Consider the following 23,247-nt stretch of genomic DNA (forward strand, 5'->3'; position numbering starts at 1 on the left):
GCGCGCTCGCGGACATGGCGAGCGGGGCGGACCGGGGCAACCGGGTACAAAACCGGTCTGGCATCACGGCCACGTAAATCTTGGGTACCCTTCAATCCATGAGGTGGGGATGAACGATCCGCGTCGACCCCTGCGGTATGGTCCCCCGCAACCGGGGCCCGGGCCAGGCTGGCCGCAGGGTCCGGTAAACACGCCGCCCGCCGATCCGGCCTACGCCGACCAGGCGCCCTATGCGCCGACATACGGCGGTCACGTTCCGCAATGGGCTCCGGGTTCTTACGACGAGGCCAACCCCACTCAGCAATTGCCGCCACAGTATTGGCAACAGAACCCGGGTCAGCCGGGCGGGGTGCTGCGCGACGGACCGCCACCGCCGGAAGGCCCGAAGACACCGCGCTGGCTGTGGATCGCGGCTGGCGCGGCGGTGGTCCTGGTCATCGGTTTGGTCATCGCGCTGGTGATCGCGAACATCTCAGTCAAGAACCAGACCGCCCTCGAGCCGCTGCCACCGATCGCTGGGCCAAGCTCGACAATCGCGCCCCCCACGACGCGAACCTCACCCACGCCCAGCAGCAGCCCGGCGCCCACAACGACCAGCGGTTCGGCGACACCGACCACGACGCCTACCGCCGGTGCGATGCAGACCGTCGTGTACACCGTCACCGGCGAAGGCCGCGCGATCAGCGTCACCTACATGGACACCGGGGACGTCATACAGACCGAATTCAATGTCGCGCTGCCCTGGAGCAAAGAGGTGAGCCTGTCGCGGTCGGCGAACCATCCGGCGAGCGTCACCATCGTCAACATCGGCCACAACGTGACCTGCTCGGTGACGGTGAGCGGTGTTCAGGTACGCCAGCGCACCGGGGTCGGCTTGACCATCTGCGACGCCTCGGGCTAGGTCGTCTCGGTCACGACGACACCGCCGTGCCGCGGAACACGCACCACCAGCATTCCCACCAGTCCCACCGCCAGCACCAGACAGATGCCGCCCAGTCCGGCTCGGACCGCGCTGAAGATGTCGACAAAGATTGAAAACAGCCACGGCCCGAGGAACGCCACGGCGCGGCCTGTCATCGTGTACAAGCCGAAGGCCACCCCCTCCTTGCCGTGCGGTGCCATGCGCAGCAACAGAGCGCGCGCCGACGACTGCGACGGTCCGATGAACAGACACAGCAGCAGCCCGCACACCCAAAAAGCCGTCGCTCCCGACAGCACCATCAGAACGATCGCACTGATCAAGATCGACGCCAGGGATGCGACGATGACCGGCTTGGATCCGACCCGATGGTCAACAAACCCACCGACCACCGCCCCGACCGCGGCCACCACGCTTGCGGCCACACCAAACAGCAGTACATCGGCTTGAGTCAGCCCGTAGACGTTGACGCCCAGTACCGCCCCGAAGGCGAACATCGCCGCCAGGCCGTCCCGGAAGATCGCGCTGGCGATCAGAAAGTAGACCAGATTGCGGTCGCGACGCCATTCCGAACTGATGTCGGCCCACAGCTTTCGGTAGGCACCGAGCATTCTCGTCGCCGGCTGCGGCACCGTGCCGACATCGGGGAGTCGGTGGGCTACCAGCAGCAGCGGCGAGGCCAGCACGGCTAACCAAGCCGCCGCGAGCAGCATCGCGACCCGGATGTTGAAGCCGTCATGCGCCGGCAACTGCAGCAAGCCGCGGTGAGCGCCGCTGCCCGCCACGAAGCCCAGATAGATCAATATCAGCAACACAACGCTGCCGACGTATCCCGATGCCCAGCCGAAACCCGAGATCCGGCTGGCGGTCGTCGGCGGGGAGAGCTGACGCAGCATCGAGTTGTACGGAACGCTCGCCAGGTCACTGCATGCCGCGGTCGCGGCCAGCAATGCCAACCCGGCCCACAGGTATCCGGGACTGTCATGGATCAAAAACATCGCGCAGGTCAGCGCCACCGTGACGCTGGTCAGTACGCCCAGGGCCACCCGGCGGCGGTGCGGGGATTCCACCCATACGCCGACCAGCGGAGCCAGCAACGCGATGGTCAGGCCAGCGGCGGCCGCGGCTCGACCCAACCAACTGGCCGGGTCACTGCCTCCGGGCATCCCCTCTCCCACCATGCTGGTCAGGTAGACGGAAAACACAAAGGTCGTCACGATCGCGTTCAAACCGGTCGACCCGCAGTCCCACAGCGCCCATGCCACCACCCGGGATCGCACAAACGTTCCGGTGGCCGGGTTGGTCATGCCCGGCACTCTATCTCGCGATTGGCCGCGACCTGCTGCGTCGGCTCCGCTGCGCTTGTGGTCGTTGTGAAAAGGCCACTGTCTACGATTGGCTCATGCCGATACCTGCGCCCAGTCCCGACGCACGTGCCGTTGTCACCGGAGCTTCGCAAAACATCGGCGAAGCGCTGGCCACCGAGTTGGCCGCGCGGGGGCACAACCTGATCGTCACCGCGCGCCGCGAATCGCTGCTGAACGAGCTCGCCGCCCGGCTGACCGACAAGTACCGCGTCACCGTCGAAGTCCGGCCGGCAGATCTCGCCGACCCACAGGAACGCACCAAGCTGACCGACGAACTCGCCGCGCGACCCATCTCGATCCTGTGCGCCAACGCCGGCACCGCGACGTTCGGTCCGGTCGCATCGCTGGACCCGGCGGGCGAAAAGGCGCAGGTGCAGCTCAATGCCGTCGCCGTGCACGACCTCACCTTGGCGGTGCTGCCGGGCATGATCGAGCGCAGGGCCGGCGGGATCTTGATTTCCGGTTCGGCGGCCGGCAACTCGCCGATCCCCTACAACGCGACCTATGCCGCCACCAAAGCCTTCGCAAACACCTTCAGCGAATCGCTGCGCGGTGAGCTGCGCGGCTCCGGAGTGCACGTCACCTTGCTGGCCCCGGGGCCGGTACGCACCGACCTGCCCGACGCCAGCGAAGCCTCGCTGGTCGAACGGCTGGTACCCGATTTCTTGTGGATCTCCACCGAACACACCGCCCAGGTTTCATTGGACGCCTTGGCCCGCAACAAGATGCGCGTCGTTCCCGGCCTGACCTCGAAGGCCATGTCGGTGGCCAGTCAGTACGCTCCCCGGGCCATCGTGGCACCCATCGTGGGCGGCTTCTACAAAAAGCTCGGGGGCGGCTAGGCGTTACTTGCGCCGACGCCGCCCGGTACCGAAGATGCTGCGGGTGAACTCTCGTGCGGCGGTGTTGATCGCGCTCTTCACGGTGGGATTCTTGAGCACTTCTTCCCACAACGGAGGTCCCTGCGGCTCGACGGGCGTCGGCATCGGCGGTAAGTCGAAGTCCTGCGGCCAGGGCAGCGGGTCGTATTTTCCTCGTGGGGGCTGAGGCGCCGTCGCGGGTGGCTCCGCCGCCTCGGTCGCCGGCGCGTACTTGGCGCTCAACATCTCGTGGGCCGATTCCCGGTCGATGGTCTGGCCGTAGACGGCCTGCAGTGGGCTGGCCTGGGCCACAGCGCGGATCGCCTCGGAGCCGATAGCACCCATCAGCGACCGCGGCGCGCGCATCCGGGTCCACGCCAGCGGCGTCGGCACCCCCTTTTCGGAGAGCACCGTGACGACGGCCTCGCCGATTCCCAGCGAGGTCAGCGCGGACTCCAGGTCATAGACATCGGTTTTCGGGTAGGTGCGTACGGTCTTGGTCAGTGCCTTGTGATCGTCGGGGGTGAATGCCCGCAACGCGTGCTGAATCCGGGCGCCGAGCTGGGACAGCACATCCTTGGGCAGGTCGGTCGGCAATTGGGTGCAAAAGAACACCCCTACGCCCTTGGAGCGAATCAGCTTGACGGTTTGCTCGACCTGCTCCAGGAAAGCTTTGGAGGCATCGCTGAACAGCAAGTGCGCCTCGTCGAAGAAGAACACCAGCTTCGGCTTGTCCAGATCCCCCACCTCGGGCAGATAGGTGAACAGGTCGGCCAGCACCCACATCAGGAAGGTGGAGAACAACACCGGGCGCAGCGACTGACTCCCCAGCTCGAGCAGGGAGATGATGCCCCGGCCCTGGCCGTCGACACGAAGCAGGTCATCGGGTCTGAGTTCCGGCTCGCCGAAGAAGCTGTCGGCGCCTTCGGCCTCCAGGTCGACCAACGCCCGAAGAATGACGCCGGCCGTCGTCGGAGATACCGCGCCAAGAGATTTCAGCTCGGCCTTGCCCTCATCACTGATCAGATGCGTGATGACCGCACGCAGGTCTTTGAGGTCCAGCAGCGGAAGTTCCCGCTGATCGGCCCAGTGAAAGATCAGTCCAAGCGTCGATTCCTGGGTGGCGTTAAGTCCCAACACCTTTGCCAGCAGGATCGGGCCGAAGCTGGAAATGGTGGCGCGCACCGGAACGCCCACCCCGCCGGCACCCAGCGACAGGAACTCCACCGGAAATGCGGTGGGCGTCCACGCATCCCCGGTCTCTTCGGCCCGCGCCGCCAGCTTGTCATCGGTCTGCCCGGCTCGAGACAGGCCGGACAGGTCTCCCTTCACGTCGGCCATCAGCACGGACACCCCAGCCGCGCTGAGTTGCTCGGCGATCAGCTGCAGCGTCTTGGTTTTTCCGGTACCGGTGGCCCCAGCTACCAGACCGTGCCGGTTGACAGTGGCCAGCGGAATGCGAATCTGTGCAGCTGGGTCCGCCTAGCCATCGATCACGACGCTGCCCAGCTGAAGCGCTTGACCGTCCACGCCGTAGCCGGCTGCGATCCGCTGCGCCGGCCCCACCTGCCCGTCGGGCCCATCGGTACTCATCGTTGCCGCGCCCCCTTTTCCCAGTGGTTCCGGCGTGCAGTTGGGGAAAGCATCACACTACTTTGCCGGGGGCAGGCGGGGTGCGAGCCGGGCGTGGGCCTTAGTCTGAGCGCTGTGCGTGAGGAATTGGTATGGATCGACTGTGAAATGACCGGACTGGATCTTGGGTCGGACAAGTTGATCGAGATCGCCGCACTGGTCACCGATGCCGACCTAAACATCCTGGGAGACGGCGTGGACGTAGTGATCCACGCCGACGACGCCGCGTTGTCCTCGATGGTCGACGTGGTCGCCGACATGCACTCGCGCTCCGGGCTGACCGAAGAGGTGCGGGCATCCACGGTCGACATGGCCACCGCCGAGGCGATGGTGCTCGACTACATCGGTGAACATGTGAAGCAACCCGAGACGGCGCCCCTGGCCGGGAACTCGATCGCCACCGACCGCTCGTTCATCGCCCGCGACATGCCGGCGCTGGACGCATTTCTGCACTACCGGATGATCGATGTCAGCTCCATCAAGGAACTGTGCCGGCGCTGGTATCCGCGTATCTACTTCGGACAACCGCCCAAAGGGCTGGCGCACCGGGCACTGGCCGACATTCACGAATCCATCCGGGAGCTGCAGTATTACCGGCGTACCGCATTCGTGCCCCAGCCCGGGCCCACTACCAGCGAAATCACCGCGGTGGTCGCCGATCTTCAGGGCGCGGACTACGCACCGGAGGCAACCGATTCGGCCCAGGAGCGTCCGAGCGGTTAGTATCGACGTCACCGTTGGTTAGCCCCGGTCGGGGCGGGCGACGGCCATGGTGAGTGTAGTTCAGTTGGTAGAGCACCAGGTTGTGATCCTGGGGGTCGCGGGTTCGAGTCCCGTCACTCACCCCACTGGTCAGAGGGCGTTTCCCGCCCTCTGACCTTTTGCTTTGGATGGCCCTCGGGACGCCCTCATGACGCCGTTGGAGACCCGGAGCTGGTTTGGGTGTCTGCGCGCATCTCGTGGATTCGTTGCGATCTGGCCAAGATCAGGCCGCTGACCAGCAGCACCCACGCGGGAAACATCAGCGTCACCCACATGCTGACGTCACTGACGGTCAACAGGGCCGCGGCGGCCGCGTAACTGATTCCGGCCAGCCAGCGCGGCATCAAGCCTGTCCGCAGCCAGATCGTCGCCAGCGAGATCATGAACACCGCCGCCATCCGCAGCGCGTAGGTCTTGCTGGCAGTCAGCACCACCGCCTTGCCAAACCTGACCACCTCGGCATGCGCAGCCGGGTCGACGACATTGGCATTGCTGGCCACCAGCCCGGCCGACGCCGCCGTCATGACGAAGATCATCACCAAGAACAGCAAGCCGCTGCCCAGAAACACCGTCGCGAAAAACCGGTCCTCATAGCGGCCGAAGCCATCACGCACCACCCCAATGAACCACAAGAAGCTGATCCCCGCGAACGGCATCAGCATGGCAGCGGTCGCGATCCCGCCGTGCTCGTTGTTGAGCCAGCCCGCGGTATCCCCCTCACCCTCAGGCATTCTGGTGCGAATCAGGATGATGACGGCACCGAACAGCAGTGCAAAAACCACTCCAGCCAGCGCCGCGGCTCGGGGGGTCGTCAACGGGTGCAGTGATGCCTGCGGTGGTGGATGCACGGCCTCATCCTTTCAAAGCTGCACGCACTGGCGCGGGGGTTTGAGCCGCTCCCGCTTGGACGCACCCAAATATCGTGGCGCACCACGAAGTTGGGCTCCGCTTCGCGACTCGACGGGAGATGCCTGATCGCATTACCGGAATCCGGCGAGCGCGATCCGCAGCGCCTGGTCCATCTGGACGTGAAATATCGGGCTGGACGGCGGATCCGTGCTCAGCCAGCGATCGAATACGAATTTCACTGTGGCCAGGCTCGTGTGGACCAGCAATGCCGGTCGAATGTCGGTGCGCGCGTCGACTCCCATTCGGGAAGCGACGTGCTCGATGAAGCGGTGCTGGTCGTCTTCGCTCACCAAAGCCGACTTGCTCAACAGGTAGGGAGCGGTCGCGATCGCCCGGCGCCAGGTATCCAGTTTGAGATCACCGGCGTCCCTGGCGTAGCTGACGAACAACGCGATCAAGGCCTCGACCGCGGATTCATCCGCGGGCCAGCTGCGGTAGGAGCTGACGATCTCGGTGATGGCCTGCCGGACCGGATCGACCAGCAGTCCCTCCTTGGTGGGGGCGTGCCGAAAGTAGGTGCTGATGGAGACTCCAGCCGCCGCGGCAATGTCTTCGGTCGTCACCGCGTCGAATCCACGCTCGGCAAAGAGTCGGTGGGCGGTCTGCTGAATCAGCGAAAACAACTCGGCGCGCCGACGGTCTCGCAGCGAACCAATGTTTGCTGGTTTCATACCATCACCCTCGGACGCCATCCCGGAACAGCAAGGCGATTATGCCTTCCGCGCTGATGGTAGATCATCGCGGATGAACGTTTCTACACTATTGAAAGTGCCTATCGACTAGGCCTGCGTGTTACCGCATACCGTACTGAGCTGCAGAGTCGCGGAACCCGAGCGCGCCACCCCAGGCAAGACTCGCTCCATGGCGCCCGATAACTTCTGCTGGACGATGTAGGACAAAAGCGGTGGGGAGGGCGCCAATGGAGTCGGGCGCTAGCACGCGATGAGGCGCGGCCCGGGTTTGCTCACGACGCCGTTGGTTGCACCGCGATGACCACCCAACCCGAGCCCGCACTGCTCGGTTCACGCAATGACGACGGCGTTGCCGCCATCGGTGACTGGGCCGCCGGCTACGTTAGGCGCCACCCACTAGCCGCACTCACCACCGTCGGTGAACAGTTCGTCCTCGGGGTGCGCACCATCCAGTACTTCTTCGTCGATCTGGTCACCGGCCGCTTCCAGTGGCAAGAGTTCGTCCGCCAAGGCGCCTTCATGGCAGGGACCGCGGTGCTGCCGACGATCCTGGTTTCGCTGCCGATCAGCGTCACGTTGTCGATTCAGTTCGCGCTGCTCGCCGGCCAGGTCGGGGCCACCTCACTGGCCGGAGCCGCCAGCGGCCTGGCGGTCATCCGGCAAGGAGCCTCGCTGGTGGCGGCCGTCCTGATGGCGTCGGCTGTCGGATCGGCCATCACCGCCGACCTAGGTTCGCGAACGATGCGCGAAGAGACCGACGCCATGGAAGTCATGGGCGTATCGGTGATCCGGCGCCTGGTGGTGCCGCGCTTTGCCGCCGCGATCATGATCGGTGTCGCGCTGACCGGTGTCGTGTGCTTCGTCGGCTATTTCGCCAGCTACATGTTCAACGTGTACTTCCAGAACGGGGCACCGGCAGCTTCGTGGCAACGTTCGCGTCTTTCGCGACGACCGACGACATGTTTCTGGCGCTGTTCAAGGCCGTCATCTTCGGCACCATCGTGGCGGTCGTATCGGCCCAGAAGGGCCTGTCCACCAAGGGCGGGCCGACGGGCGTGGCGAACTCGGTGAACGCGGCGGTCGTCGAGTCGATCCTGGTGCTGATGATCGTCAACGTCTCGATCAGCCAGTTGCACGTCATGCTGGCTCCCCGGACGGGGCTGTGACATGACGGTTTCCGCCTACCGGCCGCTAGCGCCCATCACCGAGCAGGTGGTTCGGCTCTACCGCAGGACCACCAAGCCGATCATTCGGCTGGGCCACATGCTGGTCTTCTTCTTCCGGGCACTGGCCGGAGTGCCGATCGCGGTGCGCCAATACCGCGGCGAGTTTCTGCGGCTGTTGTCCAACATCACCTGGGGCAACGGCTCGATTGTGGTGGGGGGCGGTACCGTCGGGGTGGCGGTGGTGCTCGGCATGACCGTTGGCGCGCTGCTGGGCATCGAGGGTTACAACTTCCTCGATCTGCTTGGCCTGGGCCCCGCAACCGGCTTGATCTCATCGTTGGTCAACACCCGCGAGTTGGCTCCCCTGATGGCGTCACTGGCGTTTGCGATGCAAGCCGGCTGCCGGTTCACCGCACAGCTGGGTTCGATGCGCATCGCCGAAGAGATCGACGCGAGGGAATCGATTGCGATCCGCCCGATCCCGTTCTTGGTGACGACTCGCCTGGTTGCCTCGATCGTCGCGATGATCCCGCTCTATGCCGCTTGTCTGGCCATCGGCTACCTGACCACCCAAGTGGTGGTAGGCATCAGCAGCGGTGGCTCCACCGGCTCCTATTTGCACTACTTCTCGCTGATGCTGGCCGGTCAGGACATCTTCTATTCGTTGCTCAAGACCGTCATCTTCGTGTGGATCGCTTCCACTATCCAGTGCTACTACGGCTTCTACGCCAGCGGCGGCCCCGAGGGGGTCGGTGTTGCCGCGCGACATGGCATGCGGGCCAGCATCACCGTCGTGATCATGGTGAACATGCTGATCACCATGGCACTGTGGGGCGTCGACTCCGGGGCACGATTCGGCGGCTAGGTAGATGATCAGGTTGATGACAGATGCCCAATTCCATTGAGTCAGACGGGCGTGGCCCGTCGGATCGCCAGCTGATCGGCATCGGACTGGTGGTTGTGCTGCTGGCGGCGGTGCTGACCATTGCGCTGCTGGTCAAATCGACCGGCCGGCTCAACGACTACGTGCGCGTAACCGCGGACCTGCGCAACGTGGGCGACGGCCTGCCCAAGAGATCTGACGTCAAGTACCACGGCGTGCTGGTCGGCATGGTGGACGGCGTGGCTCCGGCGGCCAACGGGCGGCCCAACTACGTCCACATCAATCTCAAACCCGAATACGCCGCATCGATTCCGGCGGCGGTAACCGCTCGCGTCGTTCCCAGTAGCGTTTTCGCCGTGTCGTCGGTGCAGCTGATCGACGCACCCGCACCGCGTGGTCGCCAACCTGCCATCCGGGCCGGGACGCACATCCCCGAAGACAGCCGGCTACCCACGGTACTTTTTCAAACCACCGTCAGTAAGCTGCGCGATCTGCTCGCTGCGGCCGGACGCGGTCGTGAGGATAACTCGCTGGGAATCCTCGCTGCGATCGCGGCCGCCACCGACCATCGCCGTGCGTCCTTACTCAGCGGTGGAGCTCAGCTCAATCGCCTTCTCGATCAACTCAATTCGATCGTCGCCACCGATTCGGAACCCTCAACGGTCGCCGCGCTCATCGACGCGACCCGCGGATTGCAGGCCAGCGCACCCGAACTCGTCGAGGCGTTGCACCAGGCCGTGGAGCCGATGAAGACGTTCGCCGAGACCCGTGCACAGCTCGCCGCCCTGCTCGCCGGCGCCGACCACACCATCGGGACCGCGCAGCAATCGTTGGGCAACCACATCGATCAGCTGATCCAGATCACCACCGACTTCACTCCGGTGCTGGGCGTGCTGGCGCAGCAGTCCGACAATTTTCTGCCCGTGGTCATCAAACTGGACAACCTGGCCACCAAGTTCATGGACGAAGTCTGGATGCCCGAGAACAACACCGGAAACATGCGGGTGAACCTGTCGTTCACGCCCAGCCACTCATACACGCGCGCGGACTGCCCGCGCTACGGCGAACTCAAGGGGCCCAGCTGCTTCACGGCGCCGCTGGTTCCGGTTCGGCCCGACCTACCGGAAGTGCTGCTGCCGCAGAACTATCAACCACCCAAAGATCTGGCACCGCCACCGGGGACCGCTGTCGGTCCAGACGGCAACCTGGTGGCCCTCGGCCCGCCGCTGATCAACCCGAGCCCCAATCTGACCGATCCCAATCCACCGTTGCCCGCATGGTTGACTCCATCACCGCGGGTGTCGGGGACCGGGGACCCTGACGATGCGCCACCCGCGCCACCCGCGCCACCAGGGGCCGCTGCGCCGTCGGCATTCGGCGGCAACGTCGGTCCCGTCGGCAGCCGCCAGGAGCGCGACGCACTCGCCCTGATCACTGGCCGGCCCGCCACCGTCGCCACCGAATTGCTGCTGGGACCACTCGACCGTGGGACGGTTGTGTCGCTACGTAATTCGGGTGCGGGTGGGGAGCCACGATGAAGTTTCGCGGTCCGCTCATCGGGCTTTCCCTATTCATGGTCGTTGCGGTGGCACTCACCTGGATGGTCTATGTCAGCCTGCGACGTGAAGTCGCCGGAAAGACCGTGGCGTATGCGGCGGTGTTCACCGACGTGTACGGGCTGTGTGAAGGCGACGACGTCCGCATGGCCGGCGTTCGGGTCGGCCGGGTCGAAAAGATCGACCTTGAAGGGAAACTGGCGAAGGTACGGTTCGTTGTACAAAACGAGCAACGACTCTTCGGCAACACGGTCGCCTCGGTGACCTACCAGAACATCGTCGGGCAACGTTACCTCGGGCTGTCGTTGGGCAAGAAGGGCAGTCCGGATCAGCTCGCGCCGGGCAGTGTCATCCCCGTGCAGCGCACCGAACCATCCTTCGACGTCACGGCGCTGCTCAACGGTTACGAGCCGCTGTTCAGCCTGTTGAACCCACGTGACGCCGACAACCTCACCAAGGGCATCATCGAGTCGCTGCAGGGCGACACCGCCTCGCTGGCCACATTGGTCAGCCAGACATCCACGCTCACCGAGACATTCGCCGGCCGCGACCAGGCGCTTGGCGATGTGATCACCAACCTGAACAAGGTGATCTACAACCTGGCTCAGCAGAACGACAACCTCGACGGCGTGATCACCGATACCCAGGAGGTGGTGTCTACCCTCGACCAGCGCCGTCCAGAGCTGGTTTCCTCAATCGGCTCCCTGGCCCGGGTACTAGAGCGACTATCCGCCTCCGCCAACGACGTATACCCGCAACTGCGTGAGTTCATCGACCGCCAGCCCGGCGCCACCCGCCATATTCTCAGCGTCGAGCCCCAGGTGGCATTCTTCGGCGACAACATTCCGCTGCTGTTGAAAGGACTAACCCGCGTAGGCAACCGGGGCGCCTACGGCAACGCATACGTATGCGACATCAACGCCTTCGGATTCTTCCCCGGCCTCAACGACGTCATGCCGATCATCGTCAACGCTGCGACCCCGGGGAACCAAGCCCGGCACACGCCGCGATGCCGGAGCATGGCTGATGGCTGATTCATCGCTGCGCCACAGGCTTTCCGCGTTGCAGAGGCGCCCGCTGGAGAGCTACAACAAGACCTGGCTGGGGTTTGCCGCCGTCGCGGTGGTCGCGGTGGTGATCGCGGCCATGCTGGTGGTGCATCTGGCCGGAGCCGGATATCGGCGCTACACGGCGGAGTTTCTGCAGGCGGCTGCGCTGCGAGCCGGTAACCCGATCGCCATCGCGGGCATCCCGGTCGGCACCGTCACCAGCATGAAGCTCGTCGGTGATCACGTCGAGGCGGGTCTGCGGATCCGCGATGACGTGGTGCTGGGCAAGGACTCCACGGCCACCATCAGAGTCACCACCATTCTCGGATCCCGCTATCTGGCCATCGAGCCCGACGGCGCGGCGTCGCTTCCCGACCACACCTTCGACTTGGCACACACCGCGGTTCCCTACGATCTGCAGGCCGCGTTGAAAGACGCGACAACAACTTTCGAGCAGGTCGACTCGGACCGATTCGCGCAGTCGCTTACCGTGCTGGGCAGGCAGCTCGACAAGCTACCGCCGGTGGTGCCGCAGGCGGTGGCCAACATCGACTCGCTGTCCTCGATCATCGCCACCCGCCGCGATCAATTGGGCCAGCTGCTCGAGAGCACCGAGCAGGTCACCAATACCTTGCGTCGGCAGCTTTCCACCATCGGCGGCCTGGTCAACCAGGGACAGGACCTGATGGGCCAGTTCGTCGCGCGGCGCGCCGTCTTCCACGCGATGATGCGATCCCTCGACGGCTTCGTCGGCACCTTGCGCCAGATCATCGGCGACCGCCCGGGCGTGGATGCGCTGCTGAAAGACATGCGTGAGTTCACCGGTCTGTTGGCACAACACGACGACCTGTTGAGCAATCTGCTGCAGATCAGCCCGATCTTCTTCCGCGAGGCGACCAACATCACCGGCGATGGCAACGCCGTCAACTTCAACGCACCCAATGGCCTGCTGCTGGTGGATTCATGGATGTGTGCGATCAGCGGCCGCGCCGAGCAGTTCGGGATGATTCCCTATTTCAAGGACTGCAAATGACAACCAGCAAGGTCAAGATCCTCGCCGTCGTCGCCGCCGTGCTGGCGGTGGCCGCGCTGGCCGGTGCCGGGTGGTGGCGGATGGGTGCCGATGATGACCCGATGACCGTGACAGCCCAGTTCGACAGCGCCTCGGGGCTGTATGAGGGCAACGTGGTGGCTGTCTTGGGTATGCCGGTCGGCCAGGTCACCAAGATCAGGCCCAAAGGCGGCTACGTCGAAGTCGAATTCACCATCGATCGCAAGGTCAAGATTCCCGCCGACGCCCAAGCCGTCACGGTGTCGACCTCCATCCTCACCGACCGGCAGATCGAACTCACGCCGCCCTATCGGGGTGGCCCGGTGCTGCAAAGCCACGACACCATCGGCTTGACCCGCACCAAGACTCCCGTCGAATTCAGTCGGGTGCTCAGCGTTCTCGACAAGGTGACCAAGTCGCTGCAAGGCGATGGTCACGGCAGTGGTCCCGTCGCCGATGTGCTGAGCGGGGGTACCGAGATCGTCGACGGGAACGGCGCCAAGATCAAGGGAGCCCTTGACGCCCTGTCGCGGGCGCTCCGGCTCAGCAGCGACGGCGGCGCCCAGACCCGCGAACAGATCACGACGATCATCAGAAACGTCAGCTCCTTGTTCGACGCCGCAGCAGCCAACGACGCAAAGCTCCGGGAGTTTGCCTCGACGATCCATCAGGTCAGCCAGATTCTGGCCGACGAGGATATCGGCGGCGGCAACACCGGCAAGCGGCTCGATCAACTGGTGCAGCGTGCCGGTGACCTGCTCGATGTCAACCGCGAGGCGATCCGACAGACCGTTCTCAACGGCAACACCACATTGCAGACGGTCAGCGACCAGCAGCGGGATCTCGCGGAAATACTTGATCTCGCGCCGCTGGTGGCCGACAACGGGTACAACGCCATCGACCGGGCCAACGGTGCCGTTCGAGCTCACTTCCTCACCGACAGAATGATATTCGACAGCCAGCTGACCAAAGAGGTCTGCAACATGATGGGCTTGAGGCAGCTGGGATGCAGCACTGGGACCCTGCAGGATTTCGGGCCCGACTTCGGCCTGACCTTCGTGCTGGACGGCATGGCCGCCATGGGGCAGAAGTGATGAGCGGGTTCGGGAAAGCCGCCGCGATCGCGGTGACCACGCTGCTCAGCTCCGGATGTGCCGCTAACGGCCTTGATAGCCTTCCCCTTCCGGCTCCGACACTGGGCTCCGGGGGTTACACGCTGACCGCAGTGTTCGCCGACGCGCTCAACCTGCCGATGAACGCGAAGGTCAAGCTCGCCGGCGCCGACGTCGGACAGGTCGAGTCAATGGTCGCGCGCAACTACACGGCGGTGACGAGGCTGCGCATTACCGATGACGTTCGGCTGCCTCGGGGCAGCACGGCGGAGTTGCGGACCGCCACCCCGCTCGGTGATGTGTTCGTGGCGTTGCGCCCACCCGCGGGAGCCGGTACCGAGGCGGCGATGTTGAAGGACGGCGACACCATCGGGTTGGATTCCACGACGGCGGCCGCAACCGTGGAATCGGTGCTGAGCTCTGCGGCAATCCTGGTCAACGGCGGAGCAATACGCAATTTCACCAACATGATCAACGGCTTCGGCAACGCCACGGGCGACCAGGGCCAGGCATTCGGAAATCTCATTCGCAAGTCCAACCGGCTGCTGGCCACGCTGGACTCGCGGTCTGAGCAGATCTCGACTGGCCTGAGCGAATTAGCCAGCCTGGCGGAACAACTCGATGCCAAGAACCAGGCCGTCACCGAGTTGATGGCCGCCGCCGAGCCTGCCGCCGACGCCCTGGCCGCCAACACCGGGGAGCTGTCCAACCTGGTCGTCCAGGTCGGCGACACCACCCGCCTGCTGGCCAGGTTCCCAGCATTGGGCGGAACCGACACCAGCGGCCGCAGCATGATCCGAGACCTCAACACGATTGCCGGGGCCGCCAACGACATCGCGGTCAGCCCCGACACCAGCTGGCTGGCCTTGAACCGGATGATCCCGCCGATGGTTAAATCCACTGCTCGGGGCGCACTTTCGGTGCGCGCCAGCGTGGACCGGCTGGTGCTCGGATCGATACCCGACATCGGCTTCCCCGGCGACGTCGGATTGCACGGACCGCACCGCTACAACTGGAACCAGTTCATCGGCTCGTTGAAGTACACGCTGTGGCGGCTGCAGGAACGAGTGGTCGGGCGAGGACCGGGTTCGCCGCAGCTGCCGGTGATGCCCGACCCGGAGGTTCCGGGCGAAATCCAGATCGCTCCTCCCCTGTCCCCCCAACCGCCGGGACCCCCACCGTGATCACGCCGATCGCCAATGCCGTTGTCCGCGTGGTGCGGGCGGGACATCGTCAGCAGACGTGGCTGTCGGTGGCGGGGCTGGTTCTCACCCTCGTCGTCGCGGCCGCCTACTTGCTGGTCGGCGCGTTGCGGCTGACGCCGTTCGCCTCCGAGCTACCGGGTTACCGTCTCGCTACCGGAATCCGGTGGCCTACTGCCCAATCAGGACGTCGCACTGCGTGGTGTGCGGATCGGACGAATCGAGTCGCTGCACCTCACCGAATCGGGTGTCGATGCCATCGCCAGCATCACATCGCAGGTAAAGATTCCGGCGTCCAGCACCGTTCATGTGTCGGCGCTGTCTCCGGCTGGTGAGCAGTTCCTCGATTTCGAACCCGAATCCGACACCGGGCCCTATCTAAGCGAGGGCGCAGTGATCGGAGTTGATCAGGCGAGGGTCCCGGTCAGCCTCGCGCAGTTGCTCGGTGATGCCAACGGATTGCTCGCGCAGATCGACCCGCACCAGGTCGAGCTGATCAAGAAGGAACTGAGCCTGAGCCAGGCGGGGCCGAAAAAGCTTGCCGCCATTGTTGATGGCGGCACGTTCCTGCTGTCGACGCTCGATTCGGTGTTGCCCGAAACCACCAGCATTATCAGGACCAGCCGGGTGGTGCTGAACCTGATAGCCGACAAGAATGCCGGGCTGGCCGCGACCGCCGTGACACTGGATCGGACCCTGGCCGGCGTGGCCAGAATGCAAGGCGGGTATCGGAGCCTCACCGAGCGGACACCGCACACCCTGGCGGCCATCGACCACTTGTTCGCCGATAACTCCGACACGATGGTGCAGTTACTGGGCAGCATGGCTACCGCCGCGCAGCTGCTCTACCTGCGGGTACCGGCGCTCAACGCGCTGTTCCCCGACTATCGAGGATCGGTGCTGGACGCTCTGGCAAGCGCTTTCCACGACCACGGCGTCTGGGCGACGGCCGAACTCTATCCGCGCTACACCTGCGACTACGGCACCCCGTCGTATCTGCCTTCGGCGGCCGACTATCCCGAACCGTTCATGTACACCTACTGCCGCGACGACGACCCCGCGGTCTCGATTCGAGGAGCCAAGAACGCGCCGCGCCCGGGCGGTGACGATACTGCCGGACCACCGCCCGGGGCAGATCTGGGCCGGCGAACCGATCCAACGCCGCGGGGCCGCTTCACCATTCCCACCCCCTACGGGGGCCGGTGCTGCCGATCGAACCGCCTCACTGAGCACGACACCACGTCCAACGCAAGGAGATGATTGTGGTCGCTACCACGGAGAAAGACGACGAAACCCAGTCCGAGGAACCCGCTGCCTCGTCGGAGGACAACCAAGACACCGAAGACACCTCACAGACCCCAGACATCGAAGTCGACTCGGTTGAGCACGCCGAGGCCGAGTCGGCGGACGACGACGAGGACAACACGCTGCTGGCGGACAAGCGCGAAAAGGCGGCGCGCCCAAACCGCTCCTGGGCGCGGTATCTACGGCGCGGCGCAATGCCGCTGTTGCTCGCTGGTACACTGGCGCTTTCGGCATTCCTGGGCTGGCAGCAATGGCAGCAGCACCAGGTGAAGCTGGCGGGCCAGCAGGCTCAACAAGCCGCCATCGCCTACGCCCAAGTGCTGACCAGCATTGATTCCAACAACGTCGACCAGAACTTCCGTCAAGTGCTCGACGGGGCGACCGGCGAGTTCAAGGACATGTATACGCAGTCCAGCGTTCAGCTGCGTCAGTTGCTGATCGACAACAAGGCCAGTGCCCATGGCGTCGTGGTGGATTCCGCAGTTGCCTCCGAAACCGTGAACAAGGTCGTCGTGCTGGTCTTTGTCGACCTAACCGTGACCAACATGGCGGTACCGGACCCGCGCATCGATCGCAGCCGGATCAAGATGACCATGGAAAAGGTCGACGGACGCTGGCTGGCCAGCAAAGTCCAGCTGCTCTAAACCGTTCGGAGCCAACCCATGCCGATCACACGATTGCTCACGACACTGACGCTGGTCGTAGCGGCAGCAACCTCGGGGTTCGTCAGCCCGCCAACGGCGCGGGCATCAGCTTCGTCGTTCTGCGGGGAGCTCGGTGGCGACTGGGACGGCCAGTACTGCCATACCTCGGTGGTCTCCGAACGCAAAGCGGTCCGCGATATCAAAGTGGCGGTGCCCGCTGACCTCATCGACGATGCGACGGCAGGTCCGGTGGTCCGCGACTATCTGCGCACCCTGGTCACCAACTGGAAATCTGTGGGCGCACAGATGGTCGCGGACAGCTTCGGCGAGGAGAACTACCAGGTGTTCCGGCACGGCAGCATGCTCAGCGCCGTGTTCCACGAGGATTACCACGCCGACGGCCCCAAGCCCAACAACGCCTATCGCACGTTCACCTTCGACACGGGGGGCGGGAGGCGAGTGCAGCTGGCGGACCTGACGACCTCGAATCCGCTTACCGCAATTCCCCCGCTGGGCCAGCCCTACATCCAGGCCGCACTCGATGCGGCCGCGCCACCGCACGACCCGGGAACCTACCCATTCGTCGCCGACCGGTGGACACCCGACAAGGTCTATTCCGGCGGCTACCGGGCTTGGGCACTAACCCCAGACGAGTTGGTTCTCTACCTGCCCGACTACCCGGTGGGTCATGACGAGCCGATCGACTTCATGCCCGGGGCCGCACAATGGTCCATGGACGGAGGAGCCGTCGTAGCGCACATCCCGCTCTCGGCGCTGGGTCCCGTACTGCGCGGCTGAGTTACGCGTTGGCGTTGCCGGCGCGCCACTGCTCCCAGGAAATGTTCCAGTCGCCAAGCCCCTCAGTGCCGGGCAGCGTGCCTCCCACGGTGTTGACGACCTCGACGATGTCGCCGGTCTTGATGTGGTCATAGAACCACTCCGCGTTGCTGGGGCTCACATTCAGACACCCGTGGCTGGTGTTCGTGTGGCCCTGGGCACCGACCGACCACGGCGCGGAGTGCACATAGACACCGCTATAGGACAGCTGCGTGGCCCAATTGACATCGGTGCGGTACCCATTGGGTGAGTTGACCGGCACGCCGTAGGTCGAAGAGTCCATGATGATGTGCTTGAACCGCGCGCCCACGATGTAGATGCCGTTGGCGGTCGGGGTGCTGTCCTTGCCCATCGAGGTCGGCATGGTCTTGACCACCTCGCCGTTGACCAGGATGGTCAGCATCTTCGTGTTGTCGTCGGCGGTCGCAATCACCTCATCGCCGATGGTGAAGTGCGTCTTGACGTTGTCCTCGCCGAACATGTCCTCACCCAGATCGACACCGTAGGTGTTCACCGCGACATCAACGCTGGTCCCCGACTTCCAGAAGTGCTCTGGGCGCCAACGCACCTCGCGGTTGTTGAGCCAGTAGAAGGCGCCCTCGACGGCCGGTTTGGTGGTGATCTTGATGGCCTTCTCGGCAGCCAGGCGGTTGGCGATGTTCTCGTCGAACCGGATCGCGACCGGCTCACCGACGCCGACAACCTCACCGTCGGCGGGACTCACGTACGGCATCGTCAGATGGGCCGGCGAACTGGTCTGGAACGTCATCTGGCGGGTCGCGGCACCGCCCAGGCCAAGCGCCTTGGCGTTGAGCGTATAGCGCCGGTTGTATCCGAGCGGCTCGTCAGTCGACCAGTGCAGTCCGTCGGAGCTGAGTTTCCCGCTGATGGACTTGCCGCTCTCGTTGACCATGGTGACCGCGGCCAACACACCGTCGGAGACGCTCACGGTGACCGGTGCGTCCACGGTGACCCCGACGGCCCCGTCCGTCACCGATGCGGTGAGCTTGGGCACCAACAGGTCGGCAAACGGGGTGCCCTTGTTCTCGATCACCTTGGTCGCGGTGGGGGTAGCACTGCTGCCGCCGCAGGCGACGGCCAGCACAGCAACCGGGATCAGGATCGCAGCCAGCCACGATCGACGTCTGCTCAAAGGCGCCATCAAGTGACCTTCCAGATACTCACGCTTACTTTGGTCACCGCTGACCTCGGATTGTTACTAGCATTGTACTGCCTCATCACCGCCAGCTCGGCGAATGAGGCTCCGTTCCTGCGGTCCAGTATCGCACTGCACCCCGTGTGATCCGGAGATTTCCCTCTGCGCCGGGATGCCTGTTATTGTCGCAACGCGGTCGTGCCAGACCGATGCGCCGTTAGCTCAGTTGGTAGAGCAGCTGACTCTTAATCAGCGGGTCCGGGGTTCGAAACCCTGACGGCGCACTTCACGAAATGCCCCTTGTGGGAGCCACGATGCGGCGAGCGGCCTCTACGGCCGCTGCCCGTCGCCCCTCGATAACCGCGCGATCAGTAGCGACGGCATCGGGATGAGGCGACTGCGCCCAGGCCAGACCCACCCCAAACAACAGGACGAGCAAGTCCATCGGATGCCAGTGCGGGTCGACGTGGCCGGCGGCTTGGGCCGCTTCGATCACACCGACGTCGCGCGCCTGGACCGATTCCACGCCCTCGACCTGCGGCGGGTCCAGGACCAAACCCTCTAGATTGGCCCAGGTAATCATGCGCAGGTGCTCGGGCCTGCAGCAGGCCAGGTCGTAGATGTCGCCGACGAACTCGGGGACCGCGTCGGGACGCAGCGTCACCGCGGCAAAGAACTCCTCCATGTCGGCGGCGACAACGCTGCGAAATAGCGCCTCCTTGTCCTGGAAGTGCGCGTAGAGCCGCTCCTTGCTCGCCTCGGCGGTCCGCGCGATGCGGTCGATCCGGGCACCGGCCAGGCCGTATTGCGCGAACTCGGACCGAGCGGCGGTCAGGATCGTCTCGCGAAGTTCAGCCGTGGTTCGCACAGCATGATCATAGCCATACGAACTAGTTCGTTTGATAGCGTGGTAGTCCGAGCACGAATCCGAGCGGAGGAAGCCATGGGCGGACGCATCGATACCGAGGCAATAATGAGCCCGCCGCGCCGAGTGGAGTTCCTGCGCGGTGCGCTAGACCGGACCCAAGACGGGATTGCGCCGCTTATCGACCTGTTTCGACCCCATGTAACCGGCCTGGAAACACTGCCCGCCAACGGACGATTCTTGTTGGTGGGCAACCACACTCAGTTTGTCGGCGGTGAGGTGCTGCTGGTTCCGCACTTCGTTCGTCGGGCAATCGGCAGCCGAGTGCGTCCACTGGCCGATCGCCGGTTCGGGCGGCGCCGCGGCATTGGTTACGACCTGATGACCGCCTACGGCGGCGTCGTCGGCGCGCCCGAAAGCGCACGAGAACTGATGCGGCACAACGAAACCATTCTGGTATTCCCCGGCGGAGGCCGCGAGATCGCGAAATTCAAGGGCGAGGAATACCACTTGAATTGGAATGAGCGCAACGGATTCGCCCGCATCGCGGCCGAAAACGACTATCCGATCGTTCCGGTCGGACTGGTCGGCGGTGACGATGTCTACAAGAGCATGGTCACCCGCGACAGCGCGCTCGGCCGGCTCAGCCAGGCCGTCAGCGTGAAGCTGACCGGCCGCTCCGACATGGCGATGCCGTTGATGCGCGGGATGGGACCAACCCTGATCCCCCGCCCCCAACGGATGTACCTGCGTTTTGGCGAGCCGATCGACACGACGCAGCCGGATGGGAGAGCGGCCCAGGAGTGGGTCGAGTCGGTGAAGAAAAGCACTCAGCACGCTCTGGAAACAATCCTGGCCGAGTTGCTGAGCATTCGCGCAGGCGACCCGTTCCGCGCGCTCAACCCGTTGTCCTGGGCGAGCGCGGCCAAAGCCGAAGCGACCAGCAGCGCGAGCCAAAATTAGGGTCCCGCCGCAACTTTGGCAGCGCCCAGCCCACACCCGCCAGGCCTGGCCGACGCGCGCTGTCCAGGGGCTATCAAGACGCCTTCGGTGGGCCGATCGGATCTGTTCGAACCCCCGCCTTTGGCGGTAGTTTTCTTCTGACACCGAAGTTGTGATCGGCGCCCCCAGACCAGGTTTGTCGAAGGAGCTGTAATGGGGTTCATCCAGCCAAACCTGCCCGTCGTCGACATGGCCGAGTGGAGCAAGGGCACCCGCGCGCAGCGGATCGTTCCGATGGCCCGCCACATTGCAGAAAACGGCTTCGGCACCCCGCTGGTGATGCCCGTGATGTATGGCATCAAGATCGTGCTCTACATCCTGGGCGCGTGGCTGTTCGCCTTGTCCACAAGCGGTGTCGAGGGCTTCAGCAACGTCGGCGCGTGGTGGACGGAACCGATCGTGTTCGAGAAGGCCGTGCTCTACACGATGCTGTTCGAGGTGGTAGGTCTGGGCTGCTGCTTCGGCCCGATGGCCGGGCGCTACTTCCCGCCGATGGGTTCGATCCTGTACTGGCTGCGGCCCGGAACCATCCGCCTGCCCCCCTGGCCCAACCGGGTGCCACTGACCAAGGGCACCAACCGAACTCTGTTCGAGGTTTTGCTCTACGGCGCCCTACTCGCGCTGCTCGTCGTCGCGTTGGTGTCCGACGGCACCGGGCCAATTCCTGAGCTCAACACCATGATCGGCGTGCTTCCGCGGTGGCAGCCGGTCGCCATCCTCTCGGTGCTCGCGGTCCTCGGCCTGCGCGACAAGATCACCTTCCTGGCCGCGCGCGGTGAGGTGTATGCGCCACTGACACTGGTGTTCCTGTTCTCCGGCAGCGACATCGTCGTCGGAGCAAAGCTGGTCTTCATCGTCATCTGGCTGGGCGCAGCGACCTCGAAGCTCAACAAACACTTCCCGTTCGTGATCTCGACGATGCTGGCCAATAATCCGTTCATCCCCTCCGGGTTCCTCAAGAGGTCGTTGTTCAAGCGATACCCGGATGATCTACGGCCCAGCACGTTATCGGACTTCATCGCACATTTCTCGACCGCGGTGGAAGGGCTGGTACCGCTGGCGCTGTTCTTCTGCCACGGTGGCTGGCCGACGACCATTGCCGCGTTCGTGATGGTCATGTTCCACCTCAACATCCTGCTGGCCTTCCCGATGGGGGTGCCGCTGTAGTGGAACGTCTTCATGATTTTCGGGGTGCTGTAGCTGTTCGTCGCCCACGCACACCTCGGGCTCGCCGATTTGACCGGCCCGTGGCCCGTCGTCCTGTGCGCCCTGATCGCCGCCGTTGTCGTCATCGGAAATCTCTACCCGCGCATGGTCTCCTTCCTGCCCGGCATGCGTTACTACGCCGGCAACTGGGACACCACCCAGTGGTGCGTCAAGCCGTCGGCCGACGAAAAGATCCGAGTCGGTGCTCGCGCACTCGGCCCGATGTATCACCTGCAACTCGAGCGGCTCTACAACAGCAAAGAGCAGGCCCTGGTGCCGATACACCTGGCCTTCGCGTTTCGGGGGATGAACACCCATGGCCGCGCGCTCTACACGCTGGTGCATCGCGCACTGGCCGGGTACGACGAGGACGACTACAACGTGTGCGAGGGCGAGCAACTTTGCGCCATGGTGCTCGGATGGAACTTCGGCGACGGGCATCTACATAACGAGTGCCTCATCGAGGCCCTACAGCAGCGGTGCGGATTCGAGCCGGGTGAGGTTCGGGTGGTGATTCTCGACTCGCAGCCCATCCAAATCCAGCGCCAGCAGTACCGGCTCGTCGACGCCGCCACTGGCGAGTTCGAGCACGGTTACGTCGATGTGGCTGACATGGCCGAGGCCCAGCCCTGGGTCGATGACCTGCCGATACACGTCGAAAGCGGCACCGCGGCCGGAATGACCTGAGGGCACTGCGGTGGTACCCAATCGCGTCGAGCGTGCCCCCAGGGCGTCGAGTGTGCGCTCAGGGTGGCGATCCGGCGGTTTCCACGCCCTGGACGCACATCCGAAGCCGTCTCAGCGGTTCCTGATCTTGCGGATCACCACGACCACGACGACAGACCCGATCCCGACCAACGTCACGGTCACGGCCGGTTTGGTGACGAACTCGATCACTTTGGCCTTCACGTCGTCGGCCAGGCGGCGGGGGTTGGCACGCTCAACCAGCGAGTCGACGGTGGTCGCCAGCTGGTCGCGGGCGACGTCGATGTCCTGCTTGATGGTGTCGGGATCGCGGTCCGCCACGTGTCTGTCCTCCAAGTCTCCCGCTATCCGGCCTATACACCTGCCC

At 64.5% G+C, this 23,247-nt stretch carries 17 protein-coding genes, 2 tRNA genes and 5 pseudogenes; 17 read left to right on the top strand and 7 right to left on the bottom strand.

Features of this window, described 5'->3' with window-relative positions; translation table 11 throughout:
- Window positions 1-109: 109 nt before the first annotated feature.
- On the top strand, window positions 110-901 hold the full coding sequence (locus tag CKW46_RS21830; protein WP_015356592.1) for an MmpS family transport accessory protein: 792 nt from the start codon (window positions 110-112) through the stop codon (window positions 899-901).
- Here CKW46_RS21830 and CKW46_RS21835 read toward each other — a convergent pair.
- Window positions 898-2,226 carry an MFS transporter gene (locus CKW46_RS21835; RefSeq protein WP_015356593.1) on the bottom strand — a complete coding sequence of 443 codons (1,329 nt, stop codon included), beginning with the start codon at window positions 2,224-2,226 and terminating at the stop codon, window positions 898-900. The two genes, CKW46_RS21830 and CKW46_RS21835, sit on opposite strands and share 4 nt — an antisense overlap.
- Window positions 2,227-2,321: 95 nt before the next feature.
- Here CKW46_RS21835 and cmrA point away from each other — a divergent pair, with 95 nt between their 5' ends.
- The gene (cmrA, locus tag CKW46_RS21840; protein ID WP_012395456.1) at window positions 2,322-3,128 is read left to right on the top strand and encodes a mycolate reductase; all 807 of its coding nucleotides are present in this window, start codon (window positions 2,322-2,324) and stop codon (window positions 3,126-3,128) included.
- A gap of 3 nt (window positions 3,129-3,131) precedes the next feature.
- Here the strand turns inward: cmrA and CKW46_RS21845 are convergent.
- A pseudogene (locus CKW46_RS21845) lies at window positions 3,132-4,739 on the bottom strand (helicase HerA-like domain-containing protein).
- 114 nt (window positions 4,740-4,853) lie between these two features.
- Here CKW46_RS21845 and orn point away from each other — a divergent pair.
- Window positions 4,854-5,501, top strand: a complete 648-nt coding sequence (gene orn / locus CKW46_RS21850) for an oligoribonuclease (protein WP_117435653.1) — start codon at window positions 4,854-4,856, stop codon at window positions 5,499-5,501.
- 49 nt (window positions 5,502-5,550) lie between these two features.
- A tRNA-His gene (locus tag CKW46_RS21855) sits at window positions 5,551-5,626 on the top strand.
- A gap of 60 nt (window positions 5,627-5,686) precedes the next feature.
- On the opposite strand, the gene CKW46_RS21860 is transcribed toward CKW46_RS21855, so the two are convergent.
- Window positions 5,687-6,388 (bottom strand): hypothetical protein, encoded by a 702-nt coding sequence (locus tag CKW46_RS21860; protein WP_086085613.1) that lies wholly within the window; start codon window positions 6,386-6,388, stop codon window positions 5,687-5,689.
- A 132-nt stretch (window positions 6,389-6,520) separates the two neighbouring features.
- Window positions 6,521-7,120 (bottom strand): TetR/AcrR family transcriptional regulator, encoded by a 600-nt coding sequence (locus CKW46_RS21865; protein WP_117435657.1) that lies wholly within the window; start codon window positions 7,118-7,120, stop codon window positions 6,521-6,523.
- Window positions 7,121-7,438: 318 nt separating this feature from the next.
- Between CKW46_RS21865 and CKW46_RS21870 the strand changes: the two are divergent.
- The 10 genes and pseudogenes from CKW46_RS21870 (at window position 7,439) to CKW46_RS21915 (ending at window position 17,907) form a co-directional block, all read left to right on the top strand.
- Window positions 7,439-8,307: pseudogene (locus CKW46_RS21870) on the top strand (MlaE family ABC transporter permease).
- Window position 8,308: 1 nt separating this feature from the next.
- A complete protein-coding gene (locus tag CKW46_RS21875) occupies window positions 8,309-9,172 on the top strand; it encodes an MlaE family ABC transporter permease (protein WP_482052393.1) in 864 nt (287 codons plus the stop codon).
- A 23-nt stretch (window positions 9,173-9,195) separates the two neighbouring features.
- Window positions 9,196-10,728 carry an MlaD family protein gene (locus CKW46_RS21880; RefSeq protein WP_482052394.1) on the top strand — a complete coding sequence of 511 codons (1,533 nt, stop codon included), beginning with the start codon at window positions 9,196-9,198 and terminating at the stop codon, window positions 10,726-10,728.
- The gene (locus tag CKW46_RS21885; protein ID WP_117435649.1) at window positions 10,725-11,780 is read left to right on the top strand and encodes an MlaD family protein; all 1,056 of its coding nucleotides are present in this window, start codon (window positions 10,725-10,727) and stop codon (window positions 11,778-11,780) included. Before CKW46_RS21880 ends, CKW46_RS21885 begins: the two co-directional genes overlap by 4 nt.
- Entirely contained in the window at window positions 11,773-12,828 is a 1,056-nt protein-coding gene (locus CKW46_RS21890; RefSeq protein WP_020786668.1) for an MCE family protein, read from the top strand. Before CKW46_RS21885 ends, CKW46_RS21890 begins: the two co-directional genes overlap by 8 nt.
- Complete coding sequence (locus CKW46_RS21895) at window positions 12,825-13,940, top strand: MCE family protein (protein WP_482052395.1); 1,116 nt, start codon at window positions 12,825-12,827, stop codon at window positions 13,938-13,940. Before CKW46_RS21890 ends, CKW46_RS21895 begins: the two co-directional genes overlap by 4 nt.
- Window positions 13,941-14,098: 158 nt before the next feature.
- Window positions 14,099-14,221: pseudogene (locus tag CKW46_RS21900) on the top strand (mammalian cell entry protein); the annotation flags it as partial.
- 917 nt (window positions 14,222-15,138) lie between these two features.
- Window positions 15,139-16,389 (top strand): annotated as a pseudogene (locus CKW46_RS21905) (MlaD family protein).
- A 27-nt stretch (window positions 16,390-16,416) separates the two neighbouring features.
- Complete coding sequence (locus tag CKW46_RS21910; RefSeq protein ID WP_482052396.1) at window positions 16,417-17,109, top strand: Rv1363c family protein; 693 nt, start codon at window positions 16,417-16,419, stop codon at window positions 17,107-17,109.
- A gap of 18 nt (window positions 17,110-17,127) precedes the next feature.
- Window positions 17,128-17,907 carry a mannan-binding family protein gene (locus CKW46_RS21915; RefSeq protein ID WP_015356606.1) on the top strand — a complete coding sequence of 260 codons (780 nt, stop codon included), beginning with the start codon at window positions 17,128-17,130 and terminating at the stop codon, window positions 17,905-17,907.
- 1 nt (window position 17,908) lies between these two features.
- Here the strand turns inward: CKW46_RS21915 and CKW46_RS21920 are convergent, their stop codons facing one another.
- Window positions 17,909-19,108 (bottom strand): L,D-transpeptidase, encoded by a 1,200-nt coding sequence (locus CKW46_RS21920; RefSeq protein WP_117435655.1) that lies wholly within the window; start codon window positions 19,106-19,108, stop codon window positions 17,909-17,911.
- 205 nt (window positions 19,109-19,313) lie between these two features.
- Between CKW46_RS21920 and CKW46_RS21925 the strand changes: the two genes are divergently transcribed.
- Window positions 19,314-19,386: transfer RNA gene (locus CKW46_RS21925), tRNA-Lys, on the top strand.
- Between the two features lie 2 nt (window positions 19,387-19,388).
- Here CKW46_RS21925 and CKW46_RS21930 read toward each other — a convergent pair.
- The gene (locus CKW46_RS21930) at window positions 19,389-19,970 is read right to left on the bottom strand and encodes a TetR/AcrR family transcriptional regulator (RefSeq protein WP_117435645.1); all 582 of its coding nucleotides are present in this window, start codon (window positions 19,968-19,970) and stop codon (window positions 19,389-19,391) included.
- 75 nt (window positions 19,971-20,045) lie between these two features.
- Between CKW46_RS21930 and CKW46_RS21935 the strand changes: the two genes are divergently transcribed.
- Complete coding sequence (locus CKW46_RS21935; protein WP_482052397.1) at window positions 20,046-20,930, top strand: lysophospholipid acyltransferase family protein; 885 nt, start codon at window positions 20,046-20,048, stop codon at window positions 20,928-20,930.
- Window positions 20,931-21,122: 192 nt separating this feature from the next.
- Window positions 21,123-22,862, top strand: a pseudogene (locus tag CKW46_RS21940) (DUF3556 domain-containing protein).
- A 111-nt stretch (window positions 22,863-22,973) separates the two neighbouring features.
- Here the strand turns inward: CKW46_RS21940 and CKW46_RS21945 are convergent.
- Complete coding sequence (locus CKW46_RS21945) at window positions 22,974-23,201, bottom strand: DUF3618 domain-containing protein (protein WP_011741513.1); 228 nt, start codon at window positions 23,199-23,201, stop codon at window positions 22,974-22,976.
- Window positions 23,202-23,247: the final 46 nt, after the last annotated feature.

This window comes from Mycobacterium liflandii, from assembly GCF_022354805.1.
In the GTDB taxonomy this organism is placed as follows: Bacteria; Actinomycetota; Actinomycetes; order Mycobacteriales; family Mycobacteriaceae; genus Mycobacterium; species Mycobacterium marinum.

Coding starts and splice junctions, on each gene's coding strand:
- CKW46_RS21830 (WP_015356592.1), top strand. CDS start 110: ATGAACGATCCGCGTCGACCCCTGCGGTATGGTCCCCCGCAACCGGGG.
- CKW46_RS21835 (WP_015356593.1), bottom strand. CDS start 2,226: ATGACCAACCCGGCCACCGGAACGTTTGTGCGATCCCGGGTGGTGGCA.
- cmrA (WP_012395456.1), top strand. CDS start 2,322: ATGCCGATACCTGCGCCCAGTCCCGACGCACGTGCCGTTGTCACCGGA.
- CKW46_RS21865 (WP_117435657.1), bottom strand. CDS start 7,120: ATGAAACCAGCAAACATTGGTTCGCTGCGAGACCGTCGGCGCGCCGAG.
- CKW46_RS21875 (WP_482052393.1), top strand. CDS start 8,309: ATGACGGTTTCCGCCTACCGGCCGCTAGCGCCCATCACCGAGCAGGTG.
- CKW46_RS21880 (WP_482052394.1), top strand. CDS start 9,196: ATGCCCAATTCCATTGAGTCAGACGGGCGTGGCCCGTCGGATCGCCAG.
- CKW46_RS21885 (WP_117435649.1), top strand. CDS start 10,725: ATGAAGTTTCGCGGTCCGCTCATCGGGCTTTCCCTATTCATGGTCGTT.
- CKW46_RS21890 (WP_020786668.1), top strand. CDS start 11,773: ATGGCTGATTCATCGCTGCGCCACAGGCTTTCCGCGTTGCAGAGGCGC.
- CKW46_RS21895 (WP_482052395.1), top strand. CDS start 12,825: ATGACAACCAGCAAGGTCAAGATCCTCGCCGTCGTCGCCGCCGTGCTG.
- CKW46_RS21910 (WP_482052396.1), top strand. CDS start 16,417: ATGATTGTGGTCGCTACCACGGAGAAAGACGACGAAACCCAGTCCGAG.
- CKW46_RS21915 (WP_015356606.1), top strand. CDS start 17,128: ATGCCGATCACACGATTGCTCACGACACTGACGCTGGTCGTAGCGGCA.
- CKW46_RS21920 (WP_117435655.1), bottom strand. CDS start 19,108: ATGGCGCCTTTGAGCAGACGTCGATCGTGGCTGGCTGCGATCCTGATC.
- CKW46_RS21935 (WP_482052397.1), top strand. CDS start 20,046: ATGGGCGGACGCATCGATACCGAGGCAATAATGAGCCCGCCGCGCCGA.